The sequence below is a fragment of the Solitalea koreensis genome (genome assembly GCF_900182575.1).
In the GTDB taxonomy this organism is placed as follows: Bacteria; Bacteroidota; Bacteroidia; order Sphingobacteriales; family Sphingobacteriaceae; genus Solitalea; species Solitalea koreensis.
On record NZ_FXSZ01000001.1, the window covers coordinates 258,566 to 273,354 of the forward strand.

The 14,789-nt window shown below is 39.1% G+C and carries 11 protein-coding genes; 2 read left to right on the plus strand and 9 right to left on the minus strand.

The window, feature by feature from the left end:
• Window positions 1-13: 13 nt before the first annotated feature.
• From FN756_RS01210 to FN756_RS01245, 8 genes are all read right to left on the minus strand, one after another.
• On the minus strand, window positions 14-523 hold the full coding sequence (locus tag FN756_RS01210; RefSeq protein ID WP_142600773.1) for an FKBP-type peptidyl-prolyl cis-trans isomerase: 510 nt from the start codon (window positions 521-523) through the stop codon (window positions 14-16).
• A gap of 215 nt (window positions 524-738) precedes the next feature.
• Window positions 739-2,529 (minus strand): acyl-CoA dehydrogenase family protein, encoded by a 1,791-nt coding sequence (locus FN756_RS01215; protein WP_142600774.1) that lies wholly within the window; start codon window positions 2,527-2,529, stop codon window positions 739-741.
• Between the two features lie 62 nt (window positions 2,530-2,591).
• Window positions 2,592-3,770 carry an acetyl-CoA C-acyltransferase gene (locus FN756_RS01220; protein WP_142600776.1) on the minus strand — a complete coding sequence of 393 codons (1,179 nt, stop codon included), beginning with the start codon at window positions 3,768-3,770 and terminating at the stop codon, window positions 2,592-2,594.
• An 86-nt stretch (window positions 3,771-3,856) separates the two neighbouring features.
• Window positions 3,857-4,063, minus strand: coding sequence for a four helix bundle protein (locus FN756_RS01225; protein WP_142600778.1), 207 nt, complete (start codon window positions 4,061-4,063; stop codon window positions 3,857-3,859).
• Window positions 4,064-4,136: 73 nt separating this feature from the next.
• Complete coding sequence (locus FN756_RS01230; protein WP_142600780.1) at window positions 4,137-6,545, minus strand: 3-hydroxyacyl-CoA dehydrogenase/enoyl-CoA hydratase family protein; 2,409 nt, start codon at window positions 6,543-6,545, stop codon at window positions 4,137-4,139.
• 80 nt (window positions 6,546-6,625) lie between these two features.
• Window positions 6,626-7,078, minus strand: coding sequence for a MarR family winged helix-turn-helix transcriptional regulator (locus FN756_RS01235; protein WP_142600781.1), 453 nt, complete (start codon window positions 7,076-7,078; stop codon window positions 6,626-6,628).
• Between the two features lie 369 nt (window positions 7,079-7,447).
• The gene (gene ggt / locus FN756_RS01240; RefSeq protein ID WP_142600783.1) at window positions 7,448-9,172 is read right to left on the minus strand and encodes a gamma-glutamyltransferase; all 1,725 of its coding nucleotides are present in this window, start codon (window positions 9,170-9,172) and stop codon (window positions 7,448-7,450) included.
• Window positions 9,173-9,392: 220 nt separating this feature from the next.
• Complete coding sequence (locus tag FN756_RS01245) at window positions 9,393-11,168, minus strand: AMP-dependent synthetase/ligase (protein ID WP_142600785.1); 1,776 nt, start codon at window positions 11,166-11,168, stop codon at window positions 9,393-9,395.
• Between the two features lie 166 nt (window positions 11,169-11,334).
• Between FN756_RS01245 and FN756_RS01250 the strand changes: the two genes are divergently transcribed.
• Both FN756_RS01250 and FN756_RS01255 read left to right on the plus strand, forming a co-directional pair.
• The gene (locus FN756_RS01250; RefSeq protein WP_142600786.1) at window positions 11,335-12,372 is read left to right on the plus strand and encodes an NAD(P)H-dependent flavin oxidoreductase; all 1,038 of its coding nucleotides are present in this window, start codon (window positions 11,335-11,337) and stop codon (window positions 12,370-12,372) included.
• A gap of 34 nt (window positions 12,373-12,406) precedes the next feature.
• Complete coding sequence (locus FN756_RS01255; protein ID WP_142600788.1) at window positions 12,407-12,913, plus strand: PaaI family thioesterase; 507 nt, start codon at window positions 12,407-12,409, stop codon at window positions 12,911-12,913.
• 128 nt (window positions 12,914-13,041) lie between these two features.
• Here FN756_RS01255 and FN756_RS01260 read toward each other — a convergent pair whose 3' ends face one another.
• A complete protein-coding gene (locus FN756_RS01260; protein WP_246085392.1) occupies window positions 13,042-14,787 on the minus strand; it encodes a M61 family metallopeptidase in 1,746 nt (581 codons plus the stop codon).
• Window positions 14,788-14,789 lie beyond the last annotated feature (2 nt).

Here is a 14,789-nt window from a genome sequence, read left to right on the forward strand (position 1 = left end):
TCTCAAATTCCTATTAATATAATTGGACCAATTTTATATCAAAAACCAACGGAATATTGGAAGGAACTGCGGTTCCATTTCCACAGTCACCATAAGCCATATAAGAAGGAATCATCAAGCGAATTCTTCCACCTTCACCAATTAATTGTAACCCTTCGGTCCACCCTTTAATTACATTATTCAGGGTAAAATTAATATGCGTTCCATGATCAAACTGCTTATCAGACAACGAATCGACCGTTGAAATTAACGCTCCTGTATAATCCACGCCTACCTTTGATCTTGCGGATGGTTTTCTATTAGGATTTCCCGCATTATAAATTCTGTATGAAAGACCTGAAGCCGTTGTATAAACGCTGTCCATTGCTTTACGAACAACAAATGCTCTTATAGCCTGACGATCTGCTGAATCTGCTTTTGCTGAATATTGACTTATACAATATACATTTTGAGTATCTTGAGTAGAGCACATTGAAACCAACAATCCGGTTCCTATTACAGCTGCTAATAATAATTTCTTCATTTGAACTTTAATTTCTTCTGTCTAGCCCGCAAAGATGCTGTTTATTATGGTTTTTTTAAAGCTAATTTTTTGTTGCAAAGCAATATAACCTAAAATAAAGCCTCCGGGACCTCTACTTAAACTCTTCTATTCACAATAAATTGTGTTCTTAAATAAAAAATACGGTGCAATCTTTTCGAATGCACCGTAACTTAAAAACACACGCAGAATAATTATCAGAAACAATATTTATTCTCGTCAATAATCTTTTTAGCTACTCGTTGACGAGCATCTTTCGAATTAAAAGGTTCCGCTTTCGTGAAACGCTTAAGTCCCATCATCATCATGCGTAGCTCATCTCCTTCAGCAAATGAGTTCAGCGCTTCTTTTCCATTCAACCACACTTTATCGATGGCTTCATTCACATAGATTTTAACCATATCGATTTGCGAAGCACAAGCTTCTTCCCCACGAATACCGATCAACTTTTCAGTACGCAACACCATTGATTCAGCCACATATGCCAATGATGCCATATCTGCAATATTCATCAAGATTTCTTGCTCTTTGCCAAGTGTCATCATTAGTTTCTGCACAGCTGCACCTGCGGTCATCAATGCGGCTTTCTTTATATTTTTAACCATGCGTTTTTCATAAGCAAACAATCCATCGTCAGTAATATTAAAATCAGGAATTGACAATAATTCTTGAGCAACTGCCTGAGCCGGTCCCATCAAGTTCAACTCACCTTTCATTGCACGCTTCAACATCATGTCAACGGTAAGCAAACGGTTAATTTCATTCGTGCCTTCAAAAATACGGTTGATACGCGCATCGCGATATGCACGATCCATAGGAGCTTCTGCTGAGAAACCCATACCTCCATACACTTGAACTCCTTCATCCACTACATAATCCAATGCTTCAGAACCGTATACTTTTAAAATTGCACACTCAACAGCAAATTGCTCAGTACTCTTCAATTTTGCCTGCCCAGGCTCCATCCCACCGGCAACCAATGTTTCGTAAGCATCATCAATGTTTTGGCCTGCACGATACATCGCTGATTCCACCGCATAAATACGAGTAGCCATTTCTGCCAATTTATAACGCACAGCTCCAAATTTTGAAATTGGCAACTTAAACTGAACGCGTTCGTTCGAATAGTTCACTGCTTTGTTAACTACAGCTTTTGCTGCGCCAATTGCCGCTGCAGCAAGTTTAATCCGTCCGATATTTAAAATATTTACAGCGATTTTGAAACCATTACCACGGGAAGATAGCATGTTCTCAACCGGCACATGACAGTCATTGAAGAAAATTTGGCGGGTTGAAGATCCTTTAATACCCATTTTATGCTCTTCAGGATTCATAGTGATGCCCCCGAAGCCACGTTCAACAATAAAGGCTGACAAGTTTTCGTCGTCCTCAATTTTAGCGAACACAATGAAGATATCGGCAAAACCACCATTGGTAATCCACATTTTTTGCCCATTGATTACATAACTCTTCCCATCGGCACTTAAAACTGCTTTGGTTTTACCTGAGTTAGCATCCGATCCTGAGTTGGGTTCTGTTAAGCAGTATGCGGCCTTCAACTCTCCGGTTGCAAGCTTCGGAATGTAATTATCTTTTTGCTCTTTATTTCCGTAGTATAAAATAGGTAATGTTCCAATACCTGTATGTGCCGACATCGCCACTGCAAATGAATGGCCCTCTCCAATGACTTCAGCTACCAGCATTGAAGTATTGAAACTTTTTCCAAAACCTCCATACTCTTCTGGGACTGAAACACCCAAAATACCCAGCTCACCTGATTTATCCATCAAACTTTCCATCAAACCCTCTTCGTGATTATCAATGCGATCAAGGTTAGGCAAAACCTCTGCAGCAAGAAAATCGTGACAGGTTTTTGCAATCATTAATTGTTCCTCATCCCATTCTTCCGGAATGAAAATATCTTGAGCTTCGGTTTCTGAGATTAAGAACTCCCCGCCCTTCATTGTTTTTTTTGCTATTGCTTCCATGATTGATTTTAGAATTGAGGTTTGCATATTGCGTATTGAGACACTTATGCTCAATACTTTTTCTAATTTAAAAACTCAAATATACCTGCAGCACCTTGTCCGGTACCCACACACATGGTTACCATTCCATATTTTTTCTGACGACGGCGCAATTCGTTTAGCACTTGTACAGTTAATTTAGCGCCAGTACAACCCAATGGGTGTCCTAAGGCAATTGCACCACCATTTACGTTTATGATATCCTGATTCAAATTCAGTTCACGAATGATGGCTAAGGATTGAGTAGCAAATGCTTCGTTTAATTCGATCAGATCAATATCGTTTATGCCTAAACCTGCTTTTTTTACAGCTAATGGAATAGCCTCAATCGGGCCAATACCCATGACGCGTGGAGGAACTCCGGCCACACCATAGCTTACAAAACGAGCAATTGGTTGAACGCCTAATTCTTTCAGCATTTTTTCAGATACAACCAGCACGAAGGCAGCTCCATCAGAAGTTTGTGAAGAATTACCTGCAGTTACGCTACCATCTGCAGCGAAAACTGGTTTCAATTTTGCCAATTTATCAACTGAAGTATCGGCACGAGGGCCTTCGTCAGTATCAACCACGTATGAACGCGTTTTACGTTTCATGTTTTCATCCACGTAATTTTCATTCACAGTAATAGGAACAATATCGTCTGCAAATCGGCCGTTTTTAATTGCGTCGATTGCTTTTTGGTGCGAGTTAAAGGCAAAGATATCCTGATCTTCTCGGGAAACTTTAAAGTCTTTTGCTACAGCTTCAGCAGTTAAACCCATCCCCCAGTAGTAATCGGGATTGTCTTTAGCTACCTCATAATTCGGAACAATTTTCACTCCTCCAAAAGGCATCCCCGACATTACTTCGACACCTCCTGCTACGATGCAATCAGCCATTCCTGACTTAATTTTTGCCGCTGCTATAGCAATGGTTTCTAATCCAGATGCACAGTAACGGTTTACAGTTACACCCGGAACTTTATATGTTTTTAACCCCATAAGCGAAACCATACGGCCAATATTTAAGCCTTGTTCTGCTTCAGGAGTTGCATTACCAACAATTACGTCGTCGATTTTTTCTTTCTCTAAATTTGGCACTGATGCCACTAAATAACTTACCACTTCAGCTGCCAAATCATCGGCGCGAGTGAAACGGAACACCCCTCGTGGAGCTTTGCCCACTGCGGTACGATATCCTGCTATGATGTATGCTTCCATATTTGTTTTAGTATTGAATAGTATATATCAAGACAAAGTTTTCTCAAGAGAATGTATCATCTTTTGAATTTCTGATACTTTATTTATTAATTCATTGTGGTCGAATCGCTTAATAGTTCAAGTCTAGCAATAATAACTTGCGTTTCAAGTTCAGAATTTGAAACTGACGCTCTTTTCATTTGAAAAATCAACCCGTATTTTTCGTCAGTTGGTAAAAAGGCCGTAGCTTTATAAATATCCACAGCAAAATCAATTGATTTTTGCCACACTTTGAGTACTTTAAAATTATGCATCGGTTTTATGGTTGTTAAATCTTGACACTTGCTACTATTATATTATCTTGCTACTATTACTCAATTCTCACCTCTAATTTCTTAACGTTTTCCCTTTTGTAAGAATGCTTTGAATACGTTCTAAGGTTTTCTTCTCACTACATAAGGATAAAAACGCCTCGCGCTCCAGGTCAAGTAAATATTGTTCTGTTACCAGGGTTGGAGCCGATAAATCACCGCCACAAAGCACATAACCTAACTTTTCAGAGATTTTTTTATCGTGTTCTGAAATATAATGACCGCTGTACATGGTGTTTGCACCTGCTAGCACCATTCCTAAACCCGACTTACCCAGCACTTTAATATCCTTACGTTGAACGGGTTTAGTGTAACCTGCATCAGCCAATTCAATAGCTTTTTCTTTAGCATCAGCAATTAAGCGACTACGGTTCATGCTGATGGCGTATTTGTCTTTTTGTAAATAACCCAGTTCTTCAGCTTCGCGGCCCGAAGTTGAAACCTTCGCCATACCAATCGTCAGAAATTTATCTTTCAAAATATTCTGATCAATTTGCCCCTCTGCGAAAGCATCCGAAGCACGCAATGCAAATTCTTTTGAACCACCTCCGCCTGGGATCAAACCAACTCCAAATTCAACTAAACCCATATAGGTTTCAGCATTAGCCTGAACGAAATCAGCATGCATACATAATTCACAACCACCACCTAAAGTTAAATTATGAGGTGCCGCAACCACCGGAATGCCTGAATAACGAATTCTCATCATGGTGTTTTGAAACATCCGAATAGCAAAATCTACTTCGTCCCATTCTTGCTCAACTGCCATCATGAAGATCATACCCACGTTGGCTCCTGCTGAAAAGTTTGCTCCATCATTACCGATTACCAATCCGCGATACCCCTTTTCAGCAACATCGATGGCTTTATTTATGCCTTCCAGCACTTCGCCACCAATGGTGTTCATTTTGGTATGAAACTCCAGATTGATAATTCCATCGCCTAAATCTGTAATGGCTGTTCCTGCATTTTTCCAAATCGTTTTGGTTGCCCGAATGTTATCTAAAATAATGTATTGAGAAGTCCCAGGAATGTTTTTGTAGGTTTTAGACGGAATGTCATAGTATTTCTTTTCACCATTTTCCACTTTATAAAACGAAGTATTTCCGGCAGCTAACATTTCTGTAACCCATACAGCTGGAACATGACCGTATTTCTTCATCATATCTACCGCTTCTGCTATACCTAATGCATCCCAAACTTCAAACGGACCAAGTTCCCAACCAAAACCGGCACGTAATGCGTCGTCGATTCGATACAATTCATCAGATATTTCAGGAATGCGATCAGACACATATTCAAACAAACCAGCGAATGAAGTCCGGAAAAACTCGCCGGCTTTATCTTTACCCATTGCATACGCTTTCATACGTAAACGCAAGTCTTCGATCGACTTTAAAGTTTCTAGTGTCGTCGATTTGATTTTTTGCTGAGGCTCGTATGCTAAGGTTTTCAGATTCAATGATAAAATCTCTGATTTACTATCTGCTCCTTTTATCTTTTTATAGAAACCTTGTCCGGTTTTATCACCTAACCAGTTATTCTGTTCCATTTTAGCTACGTAAGCAGGCAACTTAAACAGTTCACGGGCTTTATCATCAGGACAATTATCATATAATCCTTTTGCTACCTTAATCATGGTATCCAGCCCTACCACATCGGTAGTACGGAAGGTTGCTGATTTCGGTCGACCCAAGACCGGACCCGTAAATTTATCCACCTCATCAACAGTCAGGTCCATTTTCTCAACCAAATGGAGTAAAGACATGATGCTATAAACACCAATCCGATTTGCAATAAAAGCAGGAGTATCCTTACACAAGACGGTCGTTTTCCCGAGGAATTTATCACCATAGTGCATCAGGAATTCAACCACATCCTTATTGGTGAATGGCGTTGGAATAATTTCAAGCAAACGCAAATAACGTGGAGGATTGAAGAAATGGGTTCCGCAGAAATGCGCTTTGAAATCATCACCTCTGCCTTCTGCCATCATGTGAATAGGAATCCCCGAAGTATTGGATGTAATAAGTGTACCTGGTTTACGAAATTTTTCTACTTGATCGTACACTTTTTTCTTGATTTCAAGATTTTCAACTACAACTTCAATTACCCAGTCGCAACTTGCGATATCTTTCATGTTATCGTCAAAGTTGCCCGCAGTGATTTTGTTTACTACCGATTTGGTAAAAACAGGAGAAGGGTTTGACTTTATAGTTGTTTCCAGAGCGGCATTTACAATTTTGTTACGAGCAGCTTTATCCTGAATTGTAGCGACACCGCCTTCCGATTCTTCAGAAGCTAGTTCTTTAGGAACAATATCGAGCAGTAGCACCTCAACCCCAAGATTGGCAAAGTGACAAGCAATGCGCGAACCCATGATTCCGGATCCTAACACAGCAACTTTCTTAATAATTCGATTCATTGTTGATTGATTTATTCGTTAAAAGTTATTTCGATAAAAGAATAATGATAAAAGGCTCAGGACTGTTTTAGTATAAATAACTAAATATTATACCTTTCGGCCTCTTCAGGAACATAATCATGGGTTAACCTGTTTATCTTCTTTAGTGTTTCCAAACAGTTATTTTTTTCCTCTTCATTTAGGTTCTGTGCCAGATAATCATTGAATTTTCGCACCACCCCACTTGCTATTTTTCTTTTCTCTATACCAGTCGGAGTTAAGAAGATTTTCACCAAACGCTTATCCTGTAAATCTGATTGTCGATAAATAAGCCCCATATCTTCCATGCTATTTAACAAGCGAGATAAACTGGTCGCTTTTTGTCCTAAAAGGGAGGCTAACACCGAAACACTAGTTCCTTCTTTAGCAACGTTCATTAGCAAATACCCAAATGAGTGAGTAATACCGTACTCCGAAGCAATTTGATTATATTTATTGGCTACGCTTTGCCAAGCAAGCTTAATGTAATAGTCTATGGTTTCCTGTTCTTTCACACTGTAACGCTTTAATTTACTATACCAGCATAAACAATTTCGGCATAATATATTTATTATGCAAGCATAGCAATAAAATAGTTTAGAGGATTGTTGATGTGTGCATCTGACTTATGGGGCGTAAAGCTTACGCCCCATAAATAACAAAACTTGGTTTTTAAACTGGGTTTTACTCCGGATTTGGAGGCTTTATACTTTCGACCAGTCTAAGACTTCTGTTTTATTTAACTTTTAAGTGACCGCTTGCGCGGTGCATGATGGACCTACCATCATCTTACTTACAACATTGCTCGTAGCATGCACTACTTACATTCGTGACACACCTCAGGAGAGAGGGGATATCTTTACATTACGAACTTGAATTTCAACCTACCATCCCATTGCCGAATCATCGCCTCGTTTATCAGCACCAGGATCCAGATAGTCCCATTTTGTTTTCAAAATAGCATCAACACGGCCCATAGCATTTCTTGATTTAAAATGATAACCTTTCCTTTCGAGCGAGCGCAGCACCAAACTGTCTATTCCTTTTTTCTCATAGAAAACCGTATCAGGCAACCATTGGTTATGCACCCTACCTGCATCAACAGCGGTTTGCATATCCACATCATGATCAATCACATTTACGATTATTTGAAAAACGGTAGTAATAATGGTTGAACCGCCGGGAGTACCCAAAACCATAAATAAATCTCCATCTTTTTCTACAATGGTTGGAGTCATCGAACTCAACATACGTTTTCCCGGTTGAATGGCATTGGCTTCGCCGCCCACCAAACCGTACATATTCGGAACGCCCGGTTTTATGCTAAAATCATCCATCTCATCATTCAATAAAAATCCACCACCTTGAACAAACACTTTCGAGCCATAGCTATTATTTAACGTTGTTGTAATGGCTACCGCATTACCTTCGCGATCAACGATTGAAAAATGAGTAGTCTGTTCGCTTTCTTTTTTCATTATCGCTGGGCCAAATTGATACTTACTAAGCTTTCCTTCTTTTACAGCAGAACTGGGTGTCGCTTCATCCCAGGAAAAATCAGCCATTCGCGATTTTAGATAGGCTGGAGCCAATAATTCTAGTAGTGAAATTTTATAAAAATCAGGATCACCCAAATAAGCAGCACGATCGGCATACACTCTGCGTTCAGCTTCTACCATCACTTGTATGGATTTTTCAGTATTCCATCCTAATTTTCTCAAATCGTAAGGCTCTACCATCTTCAGTAACTGCAATAAAGCTACCCCTCCGCTGGATGGCGGTGGCATTGAAATAATTTCATACCCTTTATAATTACCAATTAACGGTTTACGCCATATTGAATGATAATCTTTTAAATCTTTTTTTGAAACAATGCCCTTACCGACCTGCATTTCTTTCACAATAAGATCGGCCACTTCTCCATCATAAAACCCATCACGACCTTTATCCCGAATCAATGTTAACGTTTTTGCAAGATCAGATTGAACTACAATTCCACCTTTTTCCCACGCCCCCTTTTTTAAAAAATATGTATTTGTTGGGGCGTTATATTTTATAAAATCTGTTCTTTCTCGATTTAATTCGTTTGCCTGACGTTCAGTTAACTCAAACCCGTTATTTGCAAGATCGATTGCCGGTTGTACGAGTTCATTCCAAGGAAGCTTTCCGTATTTTTTATGGGCTTCAAACATCCCGTCGACCGAACCGGGCACGCCTGTTGATAAATGCCCTGAAATACTCAGATCGGTAATAACATTACCTGCACTATCTAAATACATATTTCGCGAAGCTTTAGCCGGGGCCTTTTCTCTAAAATCCAAGGCAGATGTTTCGCCTTTAGCTGATCGATAAACCATAAATCCGCCACCAGCAATATTACCTGCATTAGGATAAACAACCGCCAGTGCAAACTGAATCGCCACCGCCGCATCAACAGCATTTCCGCCTTTTTTCAAGATTGCCAAACCTACCTTTGATGCTTCAGGATGAGCAGTAACCACCATCCCGTTCTTGTAGGCTCCGGACACATTCTGTCCAACTTGCCCTTGAACACATGCAAATAGAGTGATGCTAAGAATGGATAAGATGAAAGAGGTCCAACATTTCATGGTTGATAGATTTTGATTTATATCAAATTTAATGCATTTGATCAATTAGTGTCTGAGCAGATTGGTTTATCGCCAAAACGCTTCGACTTCGCTCAGCGTGACAAATTAGCTCAGACTGAAACATATTAAAACGGAAAAAGCAAACGCCCCGAACATTGGAGGCGTTTGTTATAATTTTATAGAGCCCTGATTCTTTTATCTTGAGTCTAATACCTCCAAACTATGCCACTACCGGCTCAGAATGAGCATAAATAGCTTCAATCAGGTTTTTATTTTTTTCCATGATGATCTTTCGTTTCAAGCTTAATTTTGGAGTCATTTCGCCTTCATCAATTGACCATTCTCTTGGTAAAAGCACAAACTTTTTAACAGTTTCCCATTTACCAAAACCTACATTGTATTTATCCAATTCTTGTTGATATTTGGCTATCACATCAGGGTTTTTCACCATTGCTTCATTAGTAGTATATTCAACGTTATTACGAGCGCACCACTCTATCAAATTAACAAAGGTTGGAACAATGAAAGCAGCCGGGAAACGCTGATTTTCACCAATAATCATAATTTGCTCAATATAAACCGACTCTTTAAGCTTATTTTCAATTACTTGCGGCGCAATATACTTCCCTCCTGCTGTTTTGAATATTTCCTTTTTACGGTCAGTAATTTTCAGATATTTACCATCGACCAACACCCCAATATCTCCGGTATGAAACCAGCCATCTGTTATAGCTTCAGCGGTTTGCTCAGGTCGTTTATAATAACCATTCATAATGTTCGGCCCTTTACAAAGAATCTCACCATCTTCGGCAAATTTCACTTCTACTCCATTAATTATTTTACCTACTGTACCGAAACAATGCCCTTGCCGATCGAATGTATTTACAGCAATAACCGGAGAAGTTTCCGTTAATCCGTAACCTTCTAACACCGGAATACCAGCTGCCCAGAAAATCCGAGCTAAACGTTCTTGCAATGCGGCACCGCCGGATACAATCACTTTAATATTTCCACCTAAAGCAGCTTGCCATTTTGAGAAAATGAGCTTGCGGGCAACCTGTAGTTGCACACCGTACCACCAACCATTCTTACCGTCGTGATCGTACTTTAATCCCAAGTTTAGTGCCCAAAAGAACAAGGTTTTTTTTATGCCGGTTAATTCATTTCCTTTTGCTACGATGCGATCATACACTTTTTCTAATAAACGAGGCACAGTAGAGAAACAGTCGGGTTTCAACTCTTGTAAATTAGCAGAGATGGTATCAATACTTTCAGCATAATACACAGAAAGGCTGTTAAACATATGCATGTAAACTATCATTCGCTCAAAAATATGAGAGAGCGGAAGAAAACTTAATGCAATTTGAGCTTCAGAAGGGCACAACTTGTGGCAAGTCACTATATTACTAACCAGATTACCATGCGTTAACATTACGCCTTTAGGATTACCGGTTGTACCTGAAGTATAAATTAAAGTAAGCAAATCATCAGGAGAAATATTCGATGATAGGGCTTTTAATTGTGTACGATCATTTTCATTAGCTAAAGCTTTTACCTCTTTCCACGATTTCGCTCCGGGAACATCTTCATAAGTATAAACTTCTTTCAGCGATGGAACCTCTGCTCGGATACTTTGTACTTTATCATACAGCTCTTTGGAAGCAACGAAGATGATTTTTACTTCCGCATCATTTATAATGAATTTAAGATCATTTTCGGCCAACGTCGGATACAAGGGAACGTGCCGAGCTCCGATTTGCATGATCCCAAAATCAACAAAATTCCATTCAGGGCGGTTAGGTGACATATTGGCAATTTTATCATCAGCGCCCATGCCCAAAGCTAGAAGGCCCAAACTTACGTTATCTACATTCTCTCTGAATTGTTCAGCAGAATATTTAACCCAAACCCCCTCTTTTTTTCCAGCAACAACCTCCCGACCTTTATAACGTTGGGGCAAAGTATTCAGCAGATCCATGATTGTGTTAACTTGCATATTGTGTATCGATTTAGGTTCTTTTTTGTTAAGATTTATGTATAGATGCTTGGCTTAATTTACAAAAAATCAGGAATCAATAAAGCAATTACCCAAATTAAGTATCTTTAACTAACTCTCCTTTACAACTTAATACCAAAGCTATATTTAGTACAAGAAAATAAGTATGCAAATAAAAAATCCACTAACCCAAGGATTGTCCATTCACTATCCTATTATGATGGCGCCTATGTTTCTGGTTTCCAACCTGGAGATGGTAAAAGCTGCTATATCTTCCGGCATCATGGGCGTATTTCCCACTCTTAATTATAGAAACGATGGTGAATTAGTGAATGTTTTAACGGCATTAAAGCAGTTCTCGGCCGATCAATCGTATTTACGAGGAAATTACGGCGTAAACCTCATTGTACAAAAATCGAACCCTTTGTATGAGCAACATTTAAGAATCTGTGTGGAACACAAGGTGCCTTTTTATATTACTTCACTGGGTAATCCGAAAGAGGTTATCGATGTGGCTCATGCCTATGGCGCTCAGGTATATTGTGATGTCACGAATATTGAACACGCGGCAAAATGTGCGAGCTTAGGCTGTGATGGCTTTATTGCAGTAGGACAAGGAGCCGGAGGACATGCTGGTCCAAACCCATTGCATTTGCTGATCCCTTCACTTCACAAACATTTTCCAAACATTCCGATTGTGGCTGCCGGAGGAATAGCCAATGGAGCAGGATTATTATCGATATTGAGTCTTGGCGCCGCAGGTGCTTCGATCGGAACTCGCTTCATTGCCTCAACTGAAGCCGATGTAAGCGATGCTTATAAACAAGCAATAGTTGATAATCATATGCAAGATGTGGTACTAACGGAAAAGCTTTCTGGAACGCCTTGTAATATCATCAATACTCCTTATGCTAAACAAATCGGTTATAAACAAGGCTGGCTGGAGCGGTTGCTTTCCAAAAATAAAACGACCAAAAAGTATTTTAAAATGCTGGTACAAATTCGGGGTATGAAGAAACTGAAAGCAGCTGTTCAACCAGGAAATTATAAGAGCCTATGGTGCGCCGGACAATCGGTTGAATTGATAGACGATATTAAACCGGTAAAAGAAATTGTGAACAGTTTAATTACAGAGTTGGAAGATGCATACAGTAACTTGCAGAATGAACTAAAAACAGAATCTTTCTCACAAATGATTGAATGATAATCTAGCCCAAAAAATCGATGTGCTCTTAATTATGAAACAACTAAATATCCTAATTGATAAAGCAAAGACCTCTTCATTTAACCTTTGGATCTTAAATCGTGTTTTATGGAGAGTAATTCCGTTTAACAATCCTCATCAATTTAAAATAGAAAGTATTACTGACAAATCGGTAAGCATTCGAATGCCTTACATCCGTAAAAACATGAACCACATTAAAGGTTTACATGCCTGCGGATTGGCTACGCTGTGCGAATATGCCTGCGGGCTGCAGTTGATGAATGTCTTGGGTGCTGCCAATTACCGCATCATCATGAAAGACCTGCGCATGGAATATTTTTACCAAGGTAAAACCGATGTGAGCGTAACCTTCAATTTTGATAAAAAACAGGCGGACACTTTGCTAAAAGATTTAAATGAATCGGAAGCCGTATACAAAACCTTCGAATTACCTGTTTACGATGCCAATAAAAATCATATCTGTAGCGCACATGTTAACTGGCAAATTAAAGGCTGGGATAAAGTGAAGACGAAAATGTAAGTTAAAATCAGGCCGAAGGATAAAGGATTAAGTTTTTTAAGCTCTTCGCTAATCGAAAAGCTATTCCTTCAACAATAAAGCCTCATAGACAGAACTATGAGGCTTTATTGTTATCATTTATATATCGATTATTGAATTTTAAGCCATTTATTATAAGCTGCGGTTTGCTCAGCAGTTGGGTTACTTACTTGCTCAAATTTGTAACGAACAGCTTTGCTTTCGGCTAATACAACATCAATGTTCTGTTCTGCACCTTCACGCGTTACGGTGACTTTAATTTTATCGCCTGCTTTTTTGTACCCGATCCATTTTGCCAAATCGTCTACACGGAAATTATCAATTGCTACAATTTCATCGTTTGCATTAATGCCGGCAAGATAAGCGCAGCTTCCGCGAACAACTGAAGTTACCATAATTTTACCACCGTCGTTTTTGGTGTTAACGCCAAAGAAAACTTCTTTTTTATCTTGGTTTTGATTGGCTAAGCGTAAACCAACCGTTGATAAGAAATCATTGTATGGAATTGATTCTACACCATTTACGTATTTAGCGAAGAACTCATCAAAGTTCTTTCCGCATACTTTCTCAACGCTTGTCTTAAATTCTTCGTCTGTAAAACCACGTTTTTTACCCAAGTAGAACTCATTATAAAGATATTTCATCAAATCATCTACATTCTTCTGTCCTTTGGTTGCACGCAGAATTTCCATATCCATCAATATTCCTAAAATCGATCCTTTATCATAATAAGAAATAGTGGAGTTATTAGAGTTTTCGTTTGGACGATAGTATTTAATCCAGGCATCATAACTTGCCTCAGCCACCGGTTGAACTTTAGCTCCCGGTTGGTTTTCAACTTTGTTAATATCTGTAGCAACTATATCCAAATACGCTTCAGGAGTATAATATCCGGCACGACGCGTTAACAAATTATCATAATAGGCGGTAAAGCCTTCAGAGAACCAAAGCAAACTAGTGTAATTCTCATTATCATAATCGAATGGACCAAGTGCAATCGGACGAATTCGCTTCACGTTCCATAAATGGAAATATTCGTGCGCAATTAATGAAAGAAAACTTTTGTAGGTAGTTTCATTACTGAAATTGAATTTTGAAACTTGTACAGTTGTAGAGTTCAAATGCTCCAAACCTCCTCCTCCAGAAGGAACGCAATGCACTATGAACGTGTAGTGTTTACAAGGATGCACACCCACCACCGAAGTCGCTTCTTCAGTAATGCGTTTCAAGTCCGTTTTTAATTTCTCACGCTCGTAGTTACCGCCGCCATATAAAGCAATTTGATGCGGAACACCTGCTGTAGTAAATTCCAAGATTTCCTGATTACCAATTTCCATTGGAGAGTCAGCTAAAATATCGTAGTTAGGAGAATGTAAGGTCCATTTATCACCTTTCACTGCATCTAAACCACATGAAATCTCTTTCCATTTTTTGTAAGGTTTCACATTGATGGTTGCCGGTAAATTCTGCTTGCCGTCAATATACATAAACACACTAGTTCCGTTTAAATAAGCATGTGCTTCATCAATAAAACTAGTACGAACAGTTAGTTCAAATGCATACACTTTATATTTAATGGTTACGTTTTGACCTTTAGTGCCAACTATTTTCCAGGCATTTTTACGAACCTTTTCGGTTTTCAATTTTTTATCCCCTACATAGGCTTGAAATCCTTCCACATTGCGTGCAAATTCACGAACAAGGTAAGATCCTGGAGCCCATACCGGCATTTTTACTATAAAAGCATCGTCATTAATGCCGGAAACATTCATTTCTACATCCACATAATGCGCATAAGCCTCATCAAAAGAAAGCTTGTAACTCAATTTAGGATCTGCAGCTTGGGATGTATTCATAA